The sequence below is a fragment of the Streptomyces sp. NPDC001002 genome (assembly GCF_053599215.1).
Genome location: NZ_JBSFLV010000093.1, coordinates 17,067 through 36,985, shown reverse-complemented (window position 1 = coordinate 36,985; position 19,919 = coordinate 17,067). Strand labels below are relative to the sequence as shown.

The window sequence follows — 19,919 nt, the reverse complement described above, 5'->3', positions numbered from 1 at the left end:
GGTCATGCAGCCCCCTCACGACCCTTATGTCCGCAAGGAGCCACAACGCCATGCCCGACAACGGACTGAAGTTCCTCGCGCGCGGCGGGCACAAGCTCGACGACGAGCTGGAGGAGCGGATCGAGGCGGTCTACGAGGAGCACCGCACGGGTGCCCCCTGGGACCGCCCGACCGGCTCGGGCGTCGGCCGGGTGCGGCGCTACAACGAGGGCTTCGACCAGTACGTCGCCCATCTGATCGGCGTGCTGCCGAACCGGCTCGACGGGCTGAAGATCGTCCTCGACGAGGCGCATGGCGCTGCCTCGCGGGTCTCGCCGGAGGCGTTCTCGCGGGCCGGCGCCGAGGTCATCACGATCGGCGCGGAGCCCGACGGGCTCAACATCAACGACGGGTGTGGATCCACGCACCTGGGGCTGCTCAAGGCGGCGGTCGTCGAGCACGGCGCGGACTTCGGTATCGCGCACGACGGGGACGCGGACCGGTGTCTGGCCGTGGACCACACCGGTGACGAGGTCGACGGGGACCAGATCATGGCCGTACTCGCGCTGGCTCTGCGGGAGCGGGGTGCGCTGCGGGCCGACACCGTTGTCGCGACGGTCATGTCGAACCTGGGCTTCAAACTGGCCATGGAGCGGGAGGGTCTGACGATCATTCAGACCGCCGTCGGTGACCGCTATGTGCTGGAGGAGATGAAGGAGCACGGGTACGCGCTGGGGGGTGAGCAGTCCGGGCACGTGATCATTCTCGACCACGCGACGACCGGGGACGGGACGTTGACCGGGCTCATGCTCGCGGCGCGGGTTGCTTCCAGCGGGCGGTCGTTGCGGGAGCTTGCGGCTGTGATGGAGCGGTTGCCGCAGGTGCTGATCAATGTGCCGGATGTCGATCGGACGCGGGTGGGCAGCTCTGCCGAGCTGGCGACTGCTGTTGCTGAGGCTGAGCGGGAACTCGGGGTTACGGGGCGGGTGTTGCTTCGGCCGTCCGGGACTGAGCCGTTGGTTCGGGTGATGGTCGAGGCTGCGGATATTGATCAGGCTCGGTCTGTGGCGGGGCGGTTGGCTGATGCGGTGAAGTCGGCGCTCGGGTAGTTCTTGGTTCCGGGTTCGGGGTGCGTGGATCTGTGTGGTGCGGGCTGCGGGTTCGTTGTGGCTTGTCGCGCAGTTCCCCGCGCCCCTGGGTTAGTTGACCTTGCGCCCACTTGTTCGTTGCCGTTGGTTCCACCACAGCCATTTCTGCGCGAGCAGCGTGAGCGTGCCTGCCAGGACGATGCCCAGCAGGTTCAGGAGTAGTTGCTCTGTCGAGCCCCAGGCCTGTCTGTACTCGTTGTAGGTGAAGGCCACTGCCGCGTTCGCTGCGGCCGGGACCGTGGTGACCGAGATGGCCACGCCTACCAAGAGGCCGGACTTCGCCGAGGTCAGGGAGAGGGTGCCGGCGATGCCGGCGAGGACCGCCACGACGAAGGAGAACGCGTCGGGCTGGTAGATGAAGTTGGTGTTGGGGCGCTCGGCCTCCAGGCGGACCTTGCTGAACAGGTCCACGGCGTCCATGAAGTAGCTGAAGCCGACCGTGACCAGCATGGCGAAGGCGAAGCCGACGAGCAGGGCGATCAGGGAGCGCAGGGCGAGGCGGGGCGCGCGGCGCACGATCGCCGTGCAGATGCCGGCCAGCGGGCCGAACTCCGGGCCGACCGCCATCGCGCCGACGATCAGGATCGCGTTGTCCAGCACCACACCGCAGGCCGCGATCATCGTGGCGAGCGTGATGAAGGCGACGTAGGTGATGGAGAGCGTCGACTCCTCGTGCGAGGCGTCGGCGAGGTGCTCCCACAGGACCGCGTCGGCGCCCTCGCCGGGTGCGTCCGCCTCCGCCTTGTCCGCGCGCTCGGACAGCGACAGGTCGATGTTGTCGACGGCGATGGAACCGGTGCGGTCCAGGTCCAACTCCCGCAGCCCGGCGATGAGTTCGTCGCCGGCCTCGCGGGCCACGTCGCACAGCACCAGGTCCCCGGCGGGGTCGCGGGCGGCGCCCGGCAGCACGACCAGGTGGGTGGTGCCGACCGTCCCCTCGATCAGACGGACCACGTCGTCGGTACGGGTGGACGGGGTGATCAGGCGCAGGTGGAGCATGCGGGCAGAGTAGCCGTCAGAGTTTGCGCAGGCTCAGCCGCTGGACCTTGTGGTCCGTGCTCTTGCGGATGATGAGGGTGGCGCGGCCTCGGGTGGGGGCGATGTTCTCGACGAGGTTGGGCTTGTTGATGGTGCGCCAGAGGGTGCGGGCGTAGTCGAGGGCCTCTTCCTCGGAGACCTGGGTGTACTTGCGGAAGTAGGAGTCCGGGTTCTGGAAGGCCGTCTGGCGCAGCTTCTTGAACCGGTTGAGGTACCAGCGCTCGATGTCGTCGCCGCTGGCATCGACGTAGACGCTGAAGTCGAAGTAGTCGGCGAGGCCGACGCGGGTGCGGCCGTCCTTGCCGGGGAGGGCGGGCTGCAGGACGTTCAGGCCCTCGACGATCAGGATGTCCGGGCGGCGGACCGTGAGGCGCCGGTCCGGGACGATGTCGTAGATCAGGTGGGAGTAGACGGGCGCGGTGACCTCGTCCTTGCCCGCCTTGATGTCGGCGACGAAACGGGTGAGCGCGCGGCGGTCGTACGACTCCGGGAAGCCCTTGCGTGACATCAGGCCGCGGGCCTCCAGTTCCCGGGTGGGCAGGAGGAAGCCGTCGGTGGTGACCAGCTCGACGCGGGGGTGTTCGGGCCAGCGGGAGAGCAGGGCCTGGAGGAGGCGGGCGACCGTGGACTTGCCGACCGCCACCGAGCCGGCGACGCCTATGACGAACGGGGTGCCGGACTGGGAGCCCTGTTCGCCCAGGAAGGTGTTGAGCGCGTTTCTCAGACCGTCCGTGGCGCCGACGTAGAGGTTGAGGAGTCTGGACAGCGGGAGGTAGATGTCACGCACCTCGTCGAGGTCGATGACATCGCCCAGACCGCGCAGCTTCTCGACTTCCTCGGCGGTGAGCGGGAGCGGCGTCTTGTCGCGCAGCGCGCTCCACTCGGCTCGGGTGAGGTCGACGTAGGGAGTCGCCTCCGGCCTGTGCCGGTGGGCGCTCCGGGGCATCGGGGAGACCGGAGAGATCACAGTCCATTGTTAACGGAGTTTGAACGGGGTGGCGGGTGGGGTCCGTCACGTGGGGGAGAGCGGGGGAGGGGGGAAGAGGGGACGGGGGCGAGCGAGGGGTCAGCTCCAGCTCAGTTTCTGTTGGCACTCGGCCAGTGCGAATTCTCCGTAGCTGTCCGCGATCTTCTCCATGAGGCCGCCGTTGAGGACGCCCGTGTTCCATGCGTAGACGGGGTACTCGCCGTCCTCGTCGGGCCGGGAGGTGTCGAGGACCACGACCTCCCATACGTCGTCGTGCATGAGGACCATGAAGTGGTGCGGGAGGCCGAGTGCGGTGCGGTCCTCGACGGTGTACGCGGAGGTGCCCAGCAGTCTGTCGCCCGCCAGAGGTGTTTGGTACACGCCGAGGAATTCGGTGGGCGGGGTCTCCCAGGTGCCGAACTCCTCGATCAGGAGGCGGTACGACGGCGGGAAGGCGAGCGCCATCTCGGCCTCCGCCCGGGCGATCAGCTCGGGAGGGCAGCCGTCGCCGTGCTGGAAGAGGTCCTCGTTGGCGCGTACGAGGTCGATGACCATGCGGCTCGCTTCGATGGGTGTCATCAGCCCGTCACCAGGACCATGGTCCCGAAACCGTGTCGGTCCGGCTCCTCGACCTCGAAGCCCGCCGAGGCGAGGATCCCCATGAGGGCGGTCTGCATCTGGTGGAGCACGTTGTTGAAGTGGCGGACGACCGGGGGCGGGTCGGAGTAGTCGATGCCTTCCGCGAAGAGAGCGAGCGCGGGATCGCGCAGCTCGGCGTCCGTGCGCCAGCTCGCGTACACCCCGCCGTCGACGAACGGCGTCACATGTACGTCCACGCCGGGCAGGACGTCCGGATCGCCGGTGAGGTCGCGTCGGTGCACCGCGAGCCCTACGAGCCGCAGTTCCTGACACACACGCTCGGCCAGCGCCTGGCGCTCCTCGACGACCTCCGGCGAAGCTTTCGGCGGCAGGCCGGATATGGGGGCGTCGGTCATGTGGTCGTCGCTCATGGGCTCTCCGGGTCGATGGTGGGGCTCGGTGTGGGCGGCCTGGTCTGATCATGGGTGCAAATTCCGAAATCGGGCAAGACGTGCCGTGTTTTGGCCGCTTTCGGCGCCTAGGCTGCCGCCCATGTGCGGAATCGTGGGATACGTGGGGTCGCAGTCGGCGCTTGATGTGGTGATGGCCGGGCTGAGGCGGCTGGAGTACCGGGGATACGACTCGGCGGGGGTCGCCGTGCTCGCGGACGGGGGGCTGGCGGCGGGCAAGAAGGCCGGGAAGCTGGTCAATCTGGAGAAGGAGCTGGTGGAGCGGCCGCTGCCGGCGGGCGGTACCGGGATCGGGCATACGCGGTGGGCCACGCACGGGGGGCCGACCGATGCGAACGCCCATCCGCATCTCGACAACGCCGGGCGGGTCGCCGTCGTCCACAACGGGATCATCGAGAACTTCGCCCTGCTGCGGGCCGAGTTGGCCGAGCGGGGGCATGAGCTCGCCTCCGAGACCGACACCGAAGTGGTCGCGCATCTGCTCGCCGAGGAGTTCTCCGCCACCGCCGATCTCGCGGAGGCCATGCGGCTCGTGTGCCGGAGGTTGGAGGGGGCGTTCACTCTGGTCGCCGTGCATGCCGACGCCCCGGACGTGGTGGTGGGGGCGCGACGGAACTCGCCCTTGGTGGTGGGGGTCGGTGAAGGCGAGGCCTTCCTCGCCTCGGACGTCGCCGCGTTCATCGCGCACACGCGGTCGGCGGTCGAGCTCGGGCAGGACCAGGTCGTCGAGCTGCGGCGGGACGGGGTGACGGTGACCGGGTTCGACGGGACCCCGGCCGAGGTCCGCTCGTACCACGTCGACTGGGACGCCTCCGCCGCCGAGAAGGGCGGCTACGACTACTTCATGCTCAAGGAGATCGCCGAGCAGCCGAAGGCCGTCGCCGACACATTGCTGGGGCGGATCGACGCGGAGGGGCTGCTGCGGCTGGACGAGGTCCGGATCCCGGTGCACGAGCTGCGCGAGGTCGACAAGGTCGTCATCGTCGCGTGCGGTACGGCCTTCCACGCCGGGCTCATCGCCAAGTACGCCATCGAGCACTGGACGCGGATCCCGTGCGAGGTGGAACTGGCCAGCGAGTTCCGGTACCGGGATCCGATCCTGGGCGCGCGGTCGCTGGTCATCGCCATCTCGCAGTCCGGGGAGACCATGGACACGCTCATGGCGCTACGGCACGCCCGTGAGCAGGGCTCCAAGGTGCTGGCCATCTGCAACACCAACGGGTCGACGATTCCGCGTGAGTCGGACGCGGTGCTGTACACGCACGCCGGGCCCGAGGTCGCGGTCGCGTCGACCAAGGCGTTCCTGACCCAGCTGGTGGCGTGCTACCTGGTCGCGCTGTACCTCGGTCAGGTGCGCGGCACCAAGTGGGGCGACGAGATCGGGGCCGTCATCCGGGACCTCGCGCAGATCGGCGGCGAGGTCGAGCGGGTCCTCGAAACCATGGAACCTGTACGGGAGTTGGCGCGCTCCCTCGCCGACAAGAACACGGTGCTGTTCCTCGGCCGGCACGTGGGGTATCCCGTCGCGCTGGAGGGTGCGCTCAAGCTCAAGGAACTCGCCTACATGCACGCGGAGGGCTTCGCGGCGGGCGAGTTGAAGCACGGGCCGATCGCGCTGATCGAGCCGGATCTGCCGGTCGTCGTGGTGGTCCCGTCCCCTCGGGGACGATCCGTGCTCCACGACAAGATCGTGTCCAACATCCAGGAGATCAGGGCCCGGGGGGCGCGGACCATCGTCATCGCGGAGGAGGGGGACGAGGCGGTGGTGCCGTACGCCGACCATCTGATCCGCATCCCCGCGACGCCGACCCTGCTCCAACCCCTGGTCGCCACCGTGCCGTTGCAGGTCTTCGCGTGCGAGCTGGCCACCGCCCGGGGCAACGAGGTGGACCAGCCGCGGAACCTGGCGAAGTCGGTGACGGTGGAGTGAGAGACGGGGAGTCGGGCGGGCGGCACACAGCCGTCCGCCCGACTCCCCGTTCTGTCAGTACGTGCAGGTCTTCGTGACCCAGCCCTTCTTGGAGCCGTAACTGCCGTAGTACCACTGGTCGCTCGTCTTGCCGCAGGCCGTGTACGAGCCGCCCTTGTAGGACTTGCCGTCGTTGCAGATCGCACCGCTCTTGCCCTTGGGCCAGACGCCGATCGCCGTGGCCGAAGTCTTCGGGCTGGTACGGATGTTGACGCTTTCCTTGGGCTTGATCGGGCTCAGGAACTTGCTGCAGTCCGTCGGCAGGGCGGCGGCGGTGCTGGCGGAGGCGGTCTGCGCGACGGCGACCCCGCCGGTGAGCGCCGTACCGACCAGCGCGACGGCCGCGGCCGCGGTTCCGAGTGCCTTCAACTTCATTGCGTACGTTCTCCCGTTGACGTGCGTTCGCGTCCGCAACGGCGGACACGGGTCACGGGGAACAGTACTTGGGGCGCGAGCATGTCATGATCGCGGGTCATTGCCAGGTCTGGTCGTTGTTCGTGTTGCACGTCCACAGGATCGGCTCGATGCCGCTGGTGGTACTGGAGTTGGGGATGGCGAGGCAGAGGTTGGCGTACATGCTGCGCAGGCGGAAGTCGCTGTCGTGGATCCAGAGATCCTGCTGGCCCGGAGGGTTGTCCGAGTCGCAGGTCCACTGAATGGGCTTCGTGCCGCTTGTCGCGCCCCCGACGACGAGGCACTTCTGGCTGTTCTTGTTGATGATGGTGACGCGCCCGTCGGCCTGCGGCTTCAGGTACCACTGCTGTTCGGCGTCGTCGCTGCAGGGCCACTGGATCGGAACGACATCGTTGGCGCCGCTGGCGTGGGGTATCGCCAGGCACTGGAAGCTGTTGCCGTTGACCAGCGTCGAGTAGGTGACGGCGGCCTGCGCCGGTGACGGCGACAGGAATCCGACGGCAGTGAGCGTGAGCGCCACGGCGCCGGCTCTGCGGGCGGCTTTGAGGGCACGGGGCATACATCTCTCCTTGGACTAGGACAGGGGTACGGCTCCTTCACCAGCCGCACACCCTCGCACCCCGGCCCCAACTCCCGTGGAACACCGGGTCAAGACGAGGTCAGCTTCTCCACCCGCCTTAAGGTGCTCCGCATGAGCATCATCGGGGTCGGAATCGACGTGGCCGAGATCGATCGGTTCGCGGCGTCGCTCAAGCGCACGCCCGGGATGGCGGAACGGCTGTTCGTGGAGAGCGAGTTGCTGTTGCCCAGTGGGGAGCGGCGGGGGGTCGCCTCGCTGGCCGCGCGGTTCGCCGCGAAGGAAGCGTTGGCCAAGGCGCTCGGGGCGCCGGCCGGGCTGCTCTGGACGGACGCCGAGGTGTACGTCGAGGAGAGCGGGCAGCCCCGGCTGCGGGTGCGGGGGACCGTCGCGGCGAAGGCGGCGGAGTTGGGCGTGCGGTCCTGGCATGTGTCGCTCAGCCATGACGCGGGGGTCGCGTCGGCCGTGGTGATCGCCGAGGGGTGACCCGGTGCCCGGGTGCGGTGGCGCGCGCCCGCGCGAGAGACTCGGTCCATGCGTACTGCCTACAGCGTGGACACGGTAAGGACCGCCGAGCGGGCGCTCATGGCGCGGCTTCCCGAGGGGGCGCTGATGCAGCGCGCCGCCGCCGGGCTGGCCACCGCCTGCGCGGAGGTGCTCGGGCGGGTCTACGGGAGCCGGATCGTGCTGCTCGTCGGGAGTGGGGACAACGGGGGCGACGCGCTGTACGCCGGCGCGCGCCTCGCCCGGCGGGGGGCGGGGGTCGCCGCCGTACTGCTCGCGCCCGAGCGGGCCCATGCCGGGGGGCTGGAAGCGTTTCGGCGGGCCGGGGGGCGGGTGGTCGCCGCCGGCGACGTCAACGCCGCTCTTGGTGTCGACGCCGTCGAGGAGGCCATTCTCCGGGCCGATCTCCTCGTCGACGGGATTGTCGGGATCGGTGGCAGCGGGGGGCTGCGGCCCGACGCGGAGCGGTTGGCCGCGGTCGTCGCCGAGGCCCGCGTTCCCGTCGTCGCCGTCGATCTGCCCAGTGGGGTCGAGGCGGACAGCGGGGAGGTGCGGGGGGCTGCCGTACGGGCCGATCTCACCGTCACCTTCGGGACGCACAAGCCTGCCCTGCTCATCGATCCCGCTCGGGAGTACGCCGGGTCCGTGCGGCTCGTCGACATCGGGCTGGGGGACGTACTCCCCGACGAGCCCGAGCTGGAGGCCCTGCAACATGCCGACGTGGCCGCGCTGCTGCCCGTGCCCGGGGCCGAGAGCGACAAGTACCGGCGGGGTGTGGTCGGGATCGCGGCCGGGTCGGCGCGGTACCCGGGCGCGGCCGTGCTCGCCGTCGCCGGGGCGCTGCGGGGCGGCGCCGGGGCCGTGCGGTACGTCGGGCCCGCCGCGGACGCCGTGATCGCGCGGTTCCCCGAGGTGCTCGTGTCCGACCAGGGGCCCAAGCAGGCCGGGCGGGTGCAGGCCTGGGTCGTCGGGCCGGGCGCCGGGGACGACGCCTCGTACGTGGGCGAGGTGCTGGCCGCCGACGTGCCCGTGCTGATCGACGCGGACGGGCTGCGGCTCGCCGACCGGGATGCCGTACGGGCCCGGACCGCGCCCACGCTGATGACCCCGCACGCCGGTGAGGCCGCCGCGCTGCTCGGCGTGGCCCGCGAACAGGTCGAGGGGGCCCGGCTGGCCTCGGCGCGGGAGCTGGCGGCGCGGTACGGGGCGACCGTCCTGCTCAAGGGCTCGACCACGCTCATCGCCGACGCCGCCGGCGGGGCCGTACGCGTCAATCCGACCGGGACCGGGTGGCTGGCCACGGCCGGGAGCGGGGACGTGCTGTCCGGGCTCGGCGGGTCGCTCCTCGCGGCCGGGCTCAGCGCGCTGGACGCGGGGAGCGTGGCCGCGTATCTGCACGGCCTCGCCGGGAGGTTCGCCTCGGACGGGGCGCCGGTGGGGGCACATGACGTGGCCGAGGCGGTCGTACGGGCGTGGCGGGATGTGCGCGACCAGTAGGACGAGGTCGGCACAGAGGACCAATGAGGGGGTCTGCGCGGCTACGTATGGGTGACCCCGTCCGCGTGCCACCCCCGTCCCGAGCCCCGGGCGCGTTTCTCTGATCGCATGATCAGCAGACGTATCGCATCTCGCAGACGTATCGCGTGTCGCAGTGTTGCCGTGGTCCTCGCCGTCGTGACCGCCCTTCCAGTCACCGCCCTTTCCGGTGGTGCCGCCTGGGCCGCGCCCGTGCCGCCCGCTCCGCCCGTGCCCGGTCCCGAGGCCGAGCTCGTGCCCGGCGTCGCTCCCGGCCCCTATCAGCCCTGGCAGATCGATACGCCCGACCAGGTGCTGCCGCCGCAGGTGTACACGCCGACTCGGGCGGAGGACGCCGTGGAGCCGCGGGACGCCGCGGAGGGGACGTACGACCTTGTCGAGTACGTGCCGCTCGGGGACGCCGTCGCGAAGGTGGCGTGCAGCAAGCGGACCGGGCCCTATCAGCGGCCGGTCGAGCGGTGGCTGAAGCTGAAGGCGGACGGGAAGCAGTCGGCGGCCGACTGCAAGGCCATCCGGAAGTTCCAGCAGAAGCAGAAGATCAAGCCGGCCATTGGCTTTGCCGGGCCCGTCACCTGGGCGACCATGCAGTACATCGGGGCCCGGAAGAATCCCAACGCCAAGAAGCTGTGTCCGGTGAAGTCGTACCGGGTCGCCTGTGTCGATCTCAATCGTGAGCTGACCTGGGTGCAGAAGGGCAAGAAGGTCGTCTTCGGGCCGGTGCCGATGCGCAGCGGGCGCACCGGGCACCGGACCCGGCTCGGGTGGCACAAGGTCTTCTGGAAGCACAAGAACCACTGGTCGACGCTGTACAACTCGCCCATGCCGTATGCCCAGTTCTTCGACGGCGGGCAGGCCTTTCACGCCGTCTACGGGAGCATCTACACGACCACCGGGTCTTGGGGCTGCGTCAACTTGCGGCTCGGCGACGCCCGGAAGCTGTGGGGTGTGCTGAAGAAGGGCGACCGGGTGTACGTCTGGGGGCACCGGCCCGGCAACTAGTCGTGGCTACTTGGTCGTTGGCGTGAAGTAGCGGCGCGGGTTGTCGACCAGCATGGTCGTCAGCTGGTCCTCCGTGACGCCCGCTGAGCGCAGCGCCGGGAGCACCTCGTCGTGCAGGTGCGTGTAGTGCCAGTTCGGCGCGATCTGCTCGCGTACGCCCGGCGGGAACCAGTCGATGTGGCAGGACGCGTCGTGCGACAGCACCATCCGGTCGGCGAAGCCCTCACCCGCGAGCTTCGCGACCGTCGCCACGCGCTGGTCGCCCGGCAGCAGGATGTCGAGGCCGAAGCGGTCCATGCCGACGTACGAGCCGTTGTCGATGAGCTGGTGCAGGTAGTCGAGGTCGGCCGTGTCGCCGCTGTGGCCGATGACGACCGCGCCGAGGTCCACGCCCTCGCTGCGCAGGATGTCCTGCGCGACCAGCCCGGTCCGGGCCTGCGCGCTGGTGTGCACGGTGATCGGTGCGCCGGTGCGCAGATGGGCCTGGGCCACCGCGCGCATCACCCGCTCCACACCCGGGGTGAGGTCGTTCTCGATCGCGCACTTGAGGAACGCGGCCCTGATGCCGGTGTCCGCGATGCCCACGGTGAGTTCGCGCACGAACAGCTCGGTCATGGCCTCGGGGCCGCCGAGGATCGTGCCCGGTCCGTGGTACTGGAAGAAGTGGGGGACGTCGCTGAGCGTGTACACGCCGGTGGCCGCGACGATGTTGAGGTCGACCCGCGCGTTCACCTCGGCCACGCGCGCGACGTTGCGGCCGAGCCCGATCACGGTGGGGTCGACGATCGTGGTCACGCCGGTCGCGGCCAGGGCCTCCAGCCGGGTCACCGCGTCGGCGATCCGCTCCTGCTCGTCCCAGGTCTCCGGCAGGCTCTGCCGCAGCTCCTCGCTGAGGACGAAGACGTGCTCGTGCATCAGCACGGTGCCGAGGTCGCCGGCCGCTACGGGGCCGCGGACGGTCTGTACTGCCGGTGACTTCTCCGGTGACGAGGGCATGCGAGTCCTTGGGTGGTGGTGTGTGAGTCGTGCTGCCGGAACGACTCTCACAGCGGGCCGGTACGGCCGTCTTTCGCGCCGGCGCGCACTCCTTTCCCGCGGACGCGCACCTCGGCCGGGAACGCTCTTGCCGCCGGACCACCGGACGGGTTCCCGGTGTTGTCACAGCCCTCTGAGAGACTGGGGACGCCATGAATGAGACAGCAACCGCCCCGACCGCACCGCTGCGCGCCCGCGCCGAGATCGATCTGGCCGCCCTGCGCGCCAATGTGCGGACCCTGCGCGCCCTCGCGCCGGGTGCGGAGCTCATGGCCGTCGTGAAGTCCGAGGCGTACGGCCACGGTGCGGTGCCGTGCGCCCGCGCGGCCGTCGAGGCGGGGGCCGGCTGGCTCGGCACGGCGACGCCCGAGGAGGCGCTCGCGCTGCGCCGGGCCGAGGGGCTGACGCCCGAGCGGGTGCGGGTCATGTGCTGGCTGTGGACGCCGGGCGGGCCCTGGCGGGAGGCCATCGAGGCCGACATCGACGTCTCCGTCAGCGGGATGTGGGCGCTGGAGGAGGTCACGGAGGCCGCGCGTGCCGCCGGGCTCCCCGCGCGCGTGCAGCTCAAGGCCGACACCGGGCTCGGGCGGAACGGGTGCCAGCCGGGCGAGGACTGGGCCGAGTTGGTCACCGCCGCCCTGCGCGCCGAGGCGGACGGGCTGGTCCGCGTCACCGGGCTGTGGTCCCATTTCGCCTGCGCCGACGAGCCGGGGCACCCCTCCATCGCCGCCCAGCTCACCCTCTTCCGGGAGATGCTGGCGTACGCCGAGGGCCAGGGCGTCCGCCCCGAGGTGCGGCACATCGCCAACTCGCCGGCCACGCTCACGCTCCCCGAGGCCCACTTCGACCTCGTCCGCACCGGGATCGCCCTCTACGGCATCTCGCCCAGCCCGGAGGTCGGCACCCCGGCCGACTTCGGACTGCGCCCGGTGATGACGCTCGCGGCGAACATCGCCCTCGTGAAGCACGTCCCCGGGGGTCACGGCGTCAGTTACGGGCATCACTACACCACCCCCGGCGAGACCACCCTCGGCCTCGTGCCCGTCGGCTACGCGGACGGCATCCCGCGCCACGCCTCCGGCACCGGTCCGGTCCTGGTCGACGGCAAGTGGCGGACGGTCGCGGGGCGGGTCGCGATGGACCAGTTCGTCGTCGACCTCGGCGGGGACGAGCCGCCGCCCGGCACGGAGGCGGTGCTGTTCGGACCCGGCGACCGGGGCGAGCCCACCGCCGAGGACTGGGCGCAGGCCGCGGGCACCATCGCGTACGAGATCGTCACGCGCATCGGAACGCGCGTTCCTCGCGTCTATGTGAATACGGCTACTTGAACGAGGAACGAGCTGTGAACAGGGAACAGGTGGGGTAACCCCCTCGGGGACACCTCACGACCTGTGCCACACCATCACCCGATCCAGCGAACAGCAGTCCGGCGAAGAGGAGCGATACACGTGAGCGAGAGCAGTGCGGAGGCCGTCGAGGCCGTCGCAGCCGTAGCCTCCGCCACGGCGGCGGGCGGCAACTGGCGCAGGGCGACCGGGATCGCGGGCGCCGCGATAGGCGTGATCGCGGCGGGCGCGGCGGCCGGTGTCGCCATCGAGCGGCTGACGGTCGGCCGCGGCATGCGCCAGAAGGCCAAGCTCGCGCTCGACTCGACGGGACCGTACGGCGGGCTGCGCGGCATGCCCGGCAGGGCGTACGCCGAGGACGGCACCGAGCTGTACTACGAGGTCGACGACGTCGACCCCGAGGCCGTGCCGTCGATCGGTCCGCGCCGGCGCCGGCTGTTCGGCCGCAAGGCGCCCGCTCCCGTCACCGTCGTCTTCAGCCACGGCTACTGCCTCAGCCAGGACTCCTGGCACTTCCAGCGGGCTGCCCTGCGCGGTGTCGTCCGCGCCGTGTACTGGGACCAGCGCAGCCACGGCCGGTCCGGGCGGGGCGTGCGGCAGCACCAGGACGGCGTGCCGGTCACCATCGACGAGCTGGGCCGCGATCTGAAGGCCGTGCTGGACGCGGCCGTGCCCGAGGGGCCGATCGTGCTGGTCGGCCACTCCATGGGCGGGATGACGGTGATGGCCCTGGCCGACCAGTACCCCGACCTGATCCGCGACCGCGTGCTCGGTGTCGCGCTCATCGGTACGTCGTCCGGTCGGCTCGGCGAGGTCAACTTCGGGCTGCCGGTGGCCGGGGTCAACGCGGTGCGGCGGATCCTGCCGGGCGTGCTGAAGGCGCTCGGGACGCAGGCGGCGCTGGTGGAGAAGGGGCGGCGGGCCACGGCCGATCTCTTCGCCGGGATCATCAAGCGGTACTCGTTCGCGACCCGGGACGTCGACCCGGCGGTCGAGCGGTTCGCGGAGCGGATGATCGAGTCCACGCCGATCGACGTGGTCGCCGAGTTCTACCCGGCGTTCACCGACCACGACAAGACGCTGGCGCTGGCCCACTTCAAGGATCTGCCGGTGCTGGTGCTCGCCGGGGTCAAGGACCTCGTCACGCCCAGCGAGCACAGCGAGGCCATCGCCGACCTGCTGCCGGACGCCGAACTGGTGCTCGTTCCGGACGCCGGGCACCTGGTCATGCTGGAGCACCCGGAGGTGGTCACGGACCGGCTCGCGGACCTGCTGACCCGTGCGGGCGCCGTACCGGCAGGAGCTACCGTGGGTGGCTATGGAAGCACCAGCGGCACCGCACAGCCGGGCTGAGACCGAACTGACCGTCACCTCCCCCGACCAGATGCGGGAGTTGGGCCGCCGGCTGGCGAAACTGCTGCGCGCCGGTGACCTCGTGATGCTCAACGGGGAGCTCGGCGCGGGCAAGACGACGCTCACCCGAGGGCTCGGCGAGGGCCTCGGGGTGCGGGGCGCGGTCACCTCGCCGACGTTCGTGATCGCGCGCGTGCACCCCTCGCTGGGCGAGGGGCCGCCGCTGGTCCACGTCGACGCGTACCGCCTGGGCGGCGGGCTCGACGAGATGGAGGACCTGGACCTCGACGTCTCGCTGTCCGACTCGGTGATCGTCGTGGAGTGGGGCGAGGGCAAGGTCGAGGAGCTGACCGACGACCGGCTCAACGTCGTCATCCACCGGGCCGTCGGGGACACGACGGACGAGGTACGGCACGTGACGGTGACGGGGCTGGGGGAGCGGTGGGCTGCCGCCGACCTGAGCGTGCTGTCCGCCTGAGCGTCCGGCCGGTCACCGATGGTCGGTTTTGATGAAGGTTCCGACAACGCGTCGGCAAGATATTGCGTTTGGCGTCTTGTACGTGGTCACATGGTACTCAATCGCTAGTTAGGTGTGCCTAACTACGCCCGCCCCCGAGATCAGGAGGCGTCCATGTCGGTCACAGAACGAGTGGAACGGGACGAGGTGCCCGCGCACCGAGCGTCCGGGGTGTCCATGCGGGACCTGCTGGCCTCGTGCGCCGCCGCGCGGGCCGTCTCCACCCCGCCGCGTCTGCCGGACCCCGAGGTGGCGCAGCCGCCGGCCGAGCACCCCAAGGCAGCCTGACCCCTCAGGGGATCCGCCTTCTCAGGGGATCACCACGACCGGCTCGCCGATCGTCGCGAACTCCCACATCGCGTCGCCGTCCGCGCGGGACTCGCGGATGCCGCCCGTGCGCACGCTCGCGCCGGGGGACGGGGACTTCGGGTTCTCCACGGCCGCGCTGAAGCCGATGGCCACGCCGTCCGCCGAGGCGAAGCGCACCACGTGTTCGATGGGGGTGCCGTCCGTTCCGGTGATGGCGTTCGAACGGGACGTGACCGTGTAGCGGCCCAGGGACGGGTCGATGGTGCCCGGGGTGACCTTGAAGGTACGGCGGACCGTGTCGTGCGCGCCGACCAGCCACACCCGGTCGTCGTCGATCGAGTACACGACCCGCTCGCTCTTGCCGGAGCCGGCGGGCAGGGCCACGGGGTTCTTCTTGTCGCGGGGCGCCTTCGAGGCGGCCACCGAGGGCTTGCCGCTCTCGTGCGGTCCCGAAAGGTCGGCCGGGACGCTCGCGGACGCCTGGTAGGCGAGGAAACCGACCGACGCGAGCGCCGCCGTGGTGAGTCCCAGCACGAACCCGGAGCTGCCGCCTGCCACCGTCGCCCACCTCAGTCATCACGTCGTCCGTCGCGGTTCCCGGCGACCGTAGCAGTGAACGTCCGCAGGTCCGGGCCGCCGTGCCCGAGTCGTCGCCGGTCCGTTCGGGTGCCCGGCGGCTCACCCGCTCACAGCCCTTTGGGGCACACCCGCTGTGTGAATGAGGGCGTGGTGGCGGGACGTCCGACAGGGGGCGTGGGGAGCCGTAGGCTGTTTGTGTGCTCTTGCTCGCTCTGGATACCGCCACCCCCGCCGTCACCGTCGCGCTGCACGACGGCACGGACGTCATCGCCTCGTCGAGCCAGGTGGACGCGCGTCGGCACGGGGAGCTGCTGCTGCCGGCCGTCGACCGTGTGCTCGCCGACGTCGGGCTGAGGCTCGACGCCGTCACCGGGATCGTCGTAGGGATCGGGCCCGGTCCGTACACGGGACTGCGCGTCGGGCTGATGACCGCCGACACGTTCGGGCTCGCGCTCGGCGTCCCCGTGCACGGACTGTGCACGCTGGACGGTCTCGCGTACGCCGCCGATGTCGGGGCGGGGCAGCCCTTCGTCGTCGCGACCGACGCCCGGCGCAAAGAGGTCTACTGGGCGACGTACGCCGACTCCCGCACCCGGCTGACCGACCCCGCCGTCGACCGGCCCGCCGACATCGCGGAGCGGGTGGCCGGGATGCCGGCCGTCGGCGCGGGCGCGCTGCTGTACCCGGACACCTTCCCGCAGGCGCACGAGCCGGAGCACGTGTCGGCCGCCGCGCTGGCGTCGCTGGCCGCCGAGAGACTGGCGGCCGGCGAGGAACTGCCCCCGCCCCGGCCGCTGTATCTGCGCCGGCCCGATGCCCAGGTCCCCAAGAACTACAAGGTGGTCACCCCCAAGTGACCACACCCGCTACCCCGCGACTGCGCGAGATGCGCTGGTGGGACATCGACTCCGTGCTGGAGCTGGAGAAGGAACTCTTCCCCGAGGACACCTGGTCCCGGGGCATGTTCTGGTCCGAACTGGCCCACGCGCGCGGCGCCGAGGCGACCCGCCGTTACGTCGTCGCCGAGGACGGCTCCGGCCGGCTGATCGGGTACGGGGGCCTCGCCGCCTCCGGTGACCTCGGTGACGTCCAGACCATCGCGGTCGCCCGCGACCACTGGGGCACCGGCCTCGGCGGACAGATCCTCACCGAACTGCTGCGCGCGGCCACGGCTTTCGAGTGCGCCGAAGTGATGCTGGAGTGCCGGATCGACAACATCCGCGCCCAGAAGCTGTACGAGCGCTTCGGCTTCGAGGCCATCGGATTCCGCCGCGGCTACTACCAGCCCGGCAACGTGGACGCGCTGGTGATGCGTCTGACCGACCCCACGACTTCAGTGCGAGGAACCGAGATCAATGGCTGACACCCGGGACGAGCCGCTCGTCCTCGGCATCGAGACCTCCTGCGACGAGACCGGCGTCGGCATCGTCCGCGGCACCACTCTGCTCGCCGATGCCATCGCCTCCAGCGTCGACGAGCACGCCCGCTTCGGCGGTGTCGTCCCCGAGGTCGCCTCCCGGGCGCACCTGGAGGCGATGGTGCCGACGATCGAGCGCGCGCTGAAGGAGGCGGGGGTGAGCGCGAAGGACCTGGACGGCATCTCGGTCACCGCAGGACCCGGACTCGCGGGCGCCCTCCTGGTCGGCGTCACCGCCGCGAAGGCGTACGCCTACGCGCTCGGCAAGCCCCTCTACGGCGTCAACCACCTGGCCTCCCACATCTGCGTGGACCAGCTGGAGCACGGCCCGCTGCCCGAGCCGACGATGGCCCTGCTGGTCTCCGGCGGCCACTCCTCGCTGCTCCTGTCGACCGACATCACGTCGGATGTACGACCCCTGGGCGCGACCATCGACGACGCGGCGGGCGAGGCCTTCGACAAGATCGCCCGTGTGCTCAACCTCGGCTTCCCCGGCGGCCCGGTCATCGACCGGTACGCGAAGGAGGGGGACCCGAACGCGATCACGTTCCCGCGCGGGCTCACCGGTCCGCGCGATCCCGCGTACGACTTCTCCTTCTCCGGGCTCAAGACGTCCGTGGCCCGCTGGATCGAGGCCAAGCGGGCGGCCGGTGAGGACGTGCCGGTGCGGGACGTATCGGCGTCCTTCCAGGAGGCGGTCGTCGACGTGCTGACCCGCAAGGCGGTACGGGCCTGCAAGGACGAGGGCGTCGACCACCTGATGATCGGCGGTGGCGTGGCCGCCAACTCGCGGCTGCGGGCGCTGGCGCAGGAGCGCTGCGAGGCCGCCGGCATCCGACTCCGGGTGCCACGGCCGAAGTTGTGCACGGACAACGGGGCGATGGTCGCCGCGCTGGGTGCGGAGATGGTCGCGCGGAACAGGGCCGCCTCCGACTGGGATCTGTCGGCGGACTCCTCGCTGCCGGTGACCGAGACGCATGTGCCGGGTCACCACCATCATGACCACGTGCACGAGGTCAGCAAGGACAACCTGTACTCATGACCGTCGCGTTGATGTGGGAGGCGCGGGCGGTCGAGGGCCGGGGCGCCGAACTGCTCGCCTGGGCGCGGGAGTTGGAGCTGCCCCTGACACCCCTGCGCCGGGAGTCCTTCCGCGGCCCGCAGGACCGCGTCCTCGTCATCACGTGGTGGGACGCGGCCTACGACGCCGAGCTGCCCGAACTCCCGGAGCCGGACGGTGAGTTGGTCACGCGGCCGGTCCATCGGTGGCGGTTCGAGTCACTGGGGACGGACTAGCGGACGTGTACGACAGCTTCCAGGGCTCGTCCCTGCTGTACCCGCGCCACAGCACCTTGCCGTTCCGGCGCTCCCAACGGGCGGCCACCACACCCTGGATGAGCCAGTTCAGGGCCAGCATCAGGGGGATGAACACCGCGAACCCGAGGTACGAGCTGAACACGGCGGCGAGCACGAACAGCACGAGCATCCGCACGTAGTAGACGCGGTCGGCCGGCGTGTCGGCGCCCGGCCGCGGCACCGCGGCGTCGAACTCCCTCACCTTTCCGATCCACTTGAGCCGGCTCGACCTGAGCAGCGCCGTCGCGACGAGGTAGGCGACCGCGAACGCGGCCGTCACGGCCACGCCGCGGCCCGACATCGGCTCCTCGTCCCGTACGCCGACCTCCACCGCCACGCCGACGGCGATACCGGCCAGCATCGCCAGCGCGGCCAGCAACTCCTGATGTACGTACCTGCCCATCACGTTCCCCCGTGTCCCCCGTGTACTGGATCTCATCAACGGTAGTTCCAGGGAGCCCGGTTCGACCAGCGTTGTACCGGCGCGGCGCCGGACCGCTCAGGGCTTCGGCCAGGTGCTCAGGATCTGCGCGTCCGTCATCGCGGGCTGTCGCATCGCCGATGCCGGTTCCAGGCCGAAGCCTCTCAGCAGGACGTCGACATAGCGGAGCCAGGCGTCCGCCGCGACGTCACGGGTGCGGTCGGCGACGGCACCGATCATGTACAGGTAGGCGTACACGTCGGTGCTGGCGAAGCCCTCGCGGACCGCGCCCGCCGCCACGGCCCGTTCCACCAGGGCGTCCACCCGGCGGCCGAGTTCGTCACGCATCCCGGCGGCCGGCGCCACCTCCAGGTCCGCGTGGGCGAGGATCACGTCCAGCGCCGGGTCACCGGCCCGTCGGCGCGCCGCCTCCACGAGGTAGTGCCGCAGCGCCTCCCCGGCCTCCGCCAACTCCGCTGCTGTCTCAGCGAGTTGGAGAAACGTGCTGAACCGCTCCGCGAACAGGGCGTTCATCAGGGACGCGAGGTCCGGGAAGCGGCGGTACACCGTGCCGACCCCGACGCCGGCCTCATGGGCGATCTCGTTGAGCGTGGCCACCGCGCCCCGCTCCGCGAACATCCGCTCGGCCGTGTCCATGATCAGCCGCCGGTTGCGTTCCGCGTCCGCGCGCAGGGGGCGTTGTCTGTCCTCGCTCACACCAAGGCATTCTCCACGACGGCCGGCCGGCGCAGGTTCCTGGCCAGCACCAGTGCGCCTGTCACGACGCTCCAGAGCAGGAACGAGTAGACCCCGCCGCGCTCGAACGCCCCGGCGGTGCTCGTCGAGATCCCCACGCCCAGCTCACTCACCAGGCCGAGGACACCGACCGTCACGCTGAAGACGCGGTACGGCTTCGGCAGGTCCAGGCTCTTGAGCCGACCGGCCATGATCGCCAACGTGTTCGCGCACACGATGCCGATCAGCGCGCCCACGAGGTGCAGGGCGAGCACGTACGACGCACCCTCCGGTGAGCCGTGGAAGATCCCGACCATCACGAACCCCACGCCGTGCGCGACCGCGAGCGTCGACACGATCCGACGCGTCCGGCCCTCCAGCATGCGGGCCAGCAGCAGCACGCCGATCGCGAACAGGACCCCCTGCGCCATGAACGACGTGTTCATCACGTCGTGCGACGGCGAGCAGATGTCCCGGCCCTGGAACTCCACACCGCAGTCGGGTACGCCCAGGTCGCTTATGTAGTTGTACGCGTAGCGGTAGGAGGGGTTCTTCCACGCGCCGGCGGCGACGGCCTCCGATATGACCCACTGGAGAGCGTTCACGACCAGGACGACGGCTCCCAGCGACAGCCAGGTTCTTTTCTGTGTCATGGGATCCACGGTAGCAGT

Annotated in this window: 24 protein-coding genes; 13 read left to right on the top strand and 11 right to left on the bottom strand. The window is 70.6% G+C overall.

The window, feature by feature from the left end:
- Positions 1-1,088, top strand: a 1,088-nt coding sequence (locus ACWDR3_RS33025) for a phosphoglucosamine mutase (RefSeq protein ID WP_450356228.1), incomplete at its 5' end; no start/stop codon positions are given.
- Positions 1,089-1,178: 90 nt separating this feature from the next.
- On the opposite strand, the gene ACWDR3_RS33020 is transcribed toward ACWDR3_RS33025, so the two are convergent.
- The 4 genes from ACWDR3_RS33020 to ACWDR3_RS33005 form a co-directional block, all read right to left on the bottom strand.
- A complete protein-coding gene (locus tag ACWDR3_RS33020; RefSeq protein WP_450356227.1) occupies positions 1,179-2,126 on the bottom strand; it encodes a DUF389 domain-containing protein in 948 nt (315 codons plus the stop codon).
- A gap of 16 nt (positions 2,127-2,142) precedes the next feature.
- Positions 2,143-3,111: a type I pantothenate kinase gene (gene coaA / locus ACWDR3_RS33015; protein ID WP_450356226.1), complete on the bottom strand. Its 969-nt coding sequence runs from the start codon at positions 3,109-3,111 to the stop codon at positions 2,143-2,145.
- Between the two features lie 120 nt (positions 3,112-3,231).
- Complete coding sequence (locus ACWDR3_RS33010; protein WP_450356225.1) at positions 3,232-3,711, bottom strand: SMI1/KNR4 family protein; 480 nt, start codon at positions 3,709-3,711, stop codon at positions 3,232-3,234.
- Entirely contained in the window at positions 3,711-4,142 is a 432-nt protein-coding gene (locus ACWDR3_RS33005; protein ID WP_450356224.1) for a hypothetical protein, read from the bottom strand. The genes ACWDR3_RS33010 and ACWDR3_RS33005 overlap by 1 nt, the downstream gene beginning before the upstream one ends.
- Positions 4,143-4,263: 121 nt before the next feature.
- Here ACWDR3_RS33005 and glmS point away from each other — a divergent pair, with 121 nt between their 5' ends.
- On the top strand, positions 4,264-6,111 hold the full coding sequence (glmS, locus tag ACWDR3_RS33000) for a glutamine--fructose-6-phosphate transaminase (isomerizing) (protein WP_450356223.1): 1,848 nt from the start codon (positions 4,264-4,266) through the stop codon (positions 6,109-6,111).
- Positions 6,112-6,165: 54 nt separating this feature from the next.
- On the opposite strand, the gene ACWDR3_RS32995 is transcribed toward glmS, so the two are convergent.
- Positions 6,166-6,525, bottom strand: a complete 360-nt coding sequence (locus ACWDR3_RS32995; protein ID WP_450356222.1) for a hypothetical protein — start codon at positions 6,523-6,525, stop codon at positions 6,166-6,168.
- A gap of 97 nt (positions 6,526-6,622) precedes the next feature.
- Positions 6,623-7,123 (bottom strand): RICIN domain-containing protein, encoded by a 501-nt coding sequence (locus ACWDR3_RS32990; protein ID WP_450356221.1) that lies wholly within the window; start codon positions 7,121-7,123, stop codon positions 6,623-6,625.
- A gap of 132 nt (positions 7,124-7,255) precedes the next feature.
- Between ACWDR3_RS32990 and ACWDR3_RS32985 the strand changes: the two genes are divergently transcribed.
- From ACWDR3_RS32985 to ACWDR3_RS32975, 3 genes are all read left to right on the top strand, one after another.
- The gene (locus ACWDR3_RS32985; RefSeq protein ID WP_450356220.1) at positions 7,256-7,627 is read left to right on the top strand and encodes a holo-ACP synthase; all 372 of its coding nucleotides are present in this window, start codon (positions 7,256-7,258) and stop codon (positions 7,625-7,627) included.
- Positions 7,628-7,675: 48 nt separating this feature from the next.
- Complete coding sequence (locus ACWDR3_RS32980; RefSeq protein ID WP_450356219.1) at positions 7,676-9,142, top strand: NAD(P)H-hydrate dehydratase; 1,467 nt, start codon at positions 7,676-7,678, stop codon at positions 9,140-9,142.
- 108 nt (positions 9,143-9,250) lie between these two features.
- The gene (locus ACWDR3_RS32975; protein ID WP_450356218.1) at positions 9,251-10,180 is read left to right on the top strand and encodes a L,D-transpeptidase; all 930 of its coding nucleotides are present in this window, start codon (positions 9,251-9,253) and stop codon (positions 10,178-10,180) included.
- Positions 10,181-10,186: 6 nt separating this feature from the next.
- On the opposite strand, the gene ACWDR3_RS32970 is transcribed toward ACWDR3_RS32975, so the two are convergent.
- Positions 10,187-11,176, bottom strand: a complete 990-nt coding sequence (locus ACWDR3_RS32970) for a phosphotriesterase family protein (protein ID WP_450356217.1) — start codon at positions 11,174-11,176, stop codon at positions 10,187-10,189.
- 191 nt (positions 11,177-11,367) lie between these two features.
- On the opposite strand from ACWDR3_RS32970, the gene alr reads away from it, so the two are divergent.
- From alr to ACWDR3_RS32950, 4 genes are all read left to right on the top strand, one after another.
- A complete protein-coding gene (alr, locus tag ACWDR3_RS32965; protein WP_450356216.1) occupies positions 11,368-12,543 on the top strand; it encodes an alanine racemase in 1,176 nt (391 codons plus the stop codon).
- A gap of 120 nt (positions 12,544-12,663) precedes the next feature.
- Complete coding sequence (locus tag ACWDR3_RS32960; protein WP_450356215.1) at positions 12,664-13,914, top strand: alpha/beta fold hydrolase; 1,251 nt, start codon at positions 12,664-12,666, stop codon at positions 13,912-13,914.
- Positions 13,880-14,392 carry a tRNA (adenosine(37)-N6)-threonylcarbamoyltransferase complex ATPase subunit type 1 TsaE gene (gene tsaE, locus ACWDR3_RS32955; protein WP_450356214.1) on the top strand — a complete coding sequence of 171 codons (513 nt, stop codon included), beginning with the start codon at positions 13,880-13,882 and terminating at the stop codon, positions 14,390-14,392. Before ACWDR3_RS32960 ends, tsaE begins: the two co-directional genes overlap by 35 nt.
- A gap of 153 nt (positions 14,393-14,545) precedes the next feature.
- Positions 14,546-14,719, top strand: coding sequence for a hypothetical protein (locus ACWDR3_RS32950; RefSeq protein WP_450356213.1), 174 nt, complete (start codon positions 14,546-14,548; stop codon positions 14,717-14,719).
- 21 nt (positions 14,720-14,740) lie between these two features.
- Here ACWDR3_RS32950 and ACWDR3_RS32945 read toward each other — a convergent pair whose 3' ends face one another.
- On the bottom strand, positions 14,741-15,298 hold the full coding sequence (locus tag ACWDR3_RS32945; protein ID WP_450356212.1) for a hypothetical protein: 558 nt from the start codon (positions 15,296-15,298) through the stop codon (positions 14,741-14,743).
- Positions 15,299-15,516: 218 nt separating this feature from the next.
- Between ACWDR3_RS32945 and tsaB the strand changes: the two genes are divergently transcribed.
- Genes tsaB through ACWDR3_RS32925 form a run of 4 tightly spaced genes read left to right on the top strand, consistent with a single transcriptional unit; the run spans position 15,517 to position 18,032 of the window.
- Positions 15,517-16,176, top strand: a complete 660-nt coding sequence (gene tsaB / locus ACWDR3_RS32940; RefSeq protein ID WP_450356211.1) for a tRNA (adenosine(37)-N6)-threonylcarbamoyltransferase complex dimerization subunit type 1 TsaB — start codon at positions 15,517-15,519, stop codon at positions 16,174-16,176.
- Positions 16,173-16,682 carry a ribosomal protein S18-alanine N-acetyltransferase gene (gene rimI / locus ACWDR3_RS32935; protein WP_450356210.1) on the top strand — a complete coding sequence of 170 codons (510 nt, stop codon included), beginning with the start codon at positions 16,173-16,175 and terminating at the stop codon, positions 16,680-16,682. Before tsaB ends, rimI begins: the two co-directional genes overlap by 4 nt.
- Positions 16,675-17,778 carry a tRNA (adenosine(37)-N6)-threonylcarbamoyltransferase complex transferase subunit TsaD gene (gene tsaD, locus ACWDR3_RS32930; protein WP_450356209.1) on the top strand — a complete coding sequence of 368 codons (1,104 nt, stop codon included), beginning with the start codon at positions 16,675-16,677 and terminating at the stop codon, positions 17,776-17,778. Before rimI ends, tsaD begins: the two co-directional genes overlap by 8 nt.
- On the top strand, positions 17,775-18,032 hold the full coding sequence (locus ACWDR3_RS32925) for a hypothetical protein (RefSeq protein WP_450356208.1): 258 nt from the start codon (positions 17,775-17,777) through the stop codon (positions 18,030-18,032). Before tsaD ends, ACWDR3_RS32925 begins: the two co-directional genes overlap by 4 nt.
- On the opposite strand, the gene ACWDR3_RS32920 is transcribed toward ACWDR3_RS32925, so the two are convergent.
- The 3 genes from ACWDR3_RS32920 to ACWDR3_RS32910 all read right to left on the bottom strand — a co-directional run bounded on the left by ACWDR3_RS32920 (position 17,983) and on the right by ACWDR3_RS32910 (position 19,901).
- Positions 17,983-18,495 carry a hypothetical protein gene (locus tag ACWDR3_RS32920; protein ID WP_450356207.1) on the bottom strand — a complete coding sequence of 171 codons (513 nt, stop codon included), beginning with the start codon at positions 18,493-18,495 and terminating at the stop codon, positions 17,983-17,985. The genes ACWDR3_RS32925 and ACWDR3_RS32920 overlap by 50 nt on opposite strands.
- A 96-nt stretch (positions 18,496-18,591) precedes the next feature.
- Positions 18,592-19,230 carry a TetR/AcrR family transcriptional regulator gene (locus tag ACWDR3_RS32915; RefSeq protein WP_450356206.1) on the bottom strand — a complete coding sequence of 213 codons (639 nt, stop codon included), beginning with the start codon at positions 19,228-19,230 and terminating at the stop codon, positions 18,592-18,594.
- Entirely contained in the window at positions 19,227-19,901 is a 675-nt protein-coding gene (locus tag ACWDR3_RS32910) for a DUF998 domain-containing protein (protein WP_450356205.1), read from the bottom strand. Before ACWDR3_RS32910 ends, ACWDR3_RS32915 begins: the two co-directional genes overlap by 4 nt.
- Positions 19,902-19,919 lie beyond the last annotated feature (18 nt).

Coding starts and splice junctions, on each gene's coding strand:
- ACWDR3_RS32970 (WP_450356217.1), bottom strand. CDS start 11,176: ATGCCCTCGTCACCGGAGAAGTCACCGGCAGTACAGACCGTCCGCGGC.
- ACWDR3_RS33005 (WP_450356224.1), bottom strand. CDS start 4,142: ATGAGCGACGACCACATGACCGACGCCCCCATATCCGGCCTGCCGCCG.
- tsaE (WP_450356214.1), top strand. CDS start 13,880: ATGGAAGCACCAGCGGCACCGCACAGCCGGGCTGAGACCGAACTGACC.
- ACWDR3_RS32925 (WP_450356208.1), top strand. CDS start 17,775: ATGACCGTCGCGTTGATGTGGGAGGCGCGGGCGGTCGAGGGCCGGGGC.
- ACWDR3_RS33020 (WP_450356227.1), bottom strand. CDS start 2,126: ATGCTCCACCTGCGCCTGATCACCCCGTCCACCCGTACCGACGACGTG.
- ACWDR3_RS32980 (WP_450356219.1), top strand. CDS start 7,676: ATGCGTACTGCCTACAGCGTGGACACGGTAAGGACCGCCGAGCGGGCG.
- tsaD (WP_450356209.1), top strand. CDS start 16,675: ATGGCTGACACCCGGGACGAGCCGCTCGTCCTCGGCATCGAGACCTCC.
- ACWDR3_RS32910 (WP_450356205.1), bottom strand. CDS start 19,901: ATGACACAGAAAAGAACCTGGCTGTCGCTGGGAGCCGTCGTCCTGGTC.
- ACWDR3_RS33010 (WP_450356225.1), bottom strand. CDS start 3,711: ATGACACCCATCGAAGCGAGCCGCATGGTCATCGACCTCGTACGCGCC.
- alr (WP_450356216.1), top strand. CDS start 11,368: ATGAATGAGACAGCAACCGCCCCGACCGCACCGCTGCGCGCCCGCGCC.
- coaA (WP_450356226.1), bottom strand. CDS start 3,111: ATGCCCCGGAGCGCCCACCGGCACAGGCCGGAGGCGACTCCCTACGTC.
- ACWDR3_RS32975 (WP_450356218.1), top strand. CDS start 9,251: ATGATCAGCAGACGTATCGCATCTCGCAGACGTATCGCGTGTCGCAGT.
- ACWDR3_RS32985 (WP_450356220.1), top strand. CDS start 7,256: ATGAGCATCATCGGGGTCGGAATCGACGTGGCCGAGATCGATCGGTTC.
- ACWDR3_RS32920 (WP_450356207.1), bottom strand. CDS start 18,495: ATGGGCAGGTACGTACATCAGGAGTTGCTGGCCGCGCTGGCGATGCTG.
- ACWDR3_RS32990 (WP_450356221.1), bottom strand. CDS start 7,123: ATGCCCCGTGCCCTCAAAGCCGCCCGCAGAGCCGGCGCCGTGGCGCTC.
- ACWDR3_RS32950 (WP_450356213.1), top strand. CDS start 14,546: ATGTCGGTCACAGAACGAGTGGAACGGGACGAGGTGCCCGCGCACCGA.
- glmS (WP_450356223.1), top strand. CDS start 4,264: ATGTGCGGAATCGTGGGATACGTGGGGTCGCAGTCGGCGCTTGATGTG.
- ACWDR3_RS32995 (WP_450356222.1), bottom strand. CDS start 6,525: ATGAAGTTGAAGGCACTCGGAACCGCGGCCGCGGCCGTCGCGCTGGTC.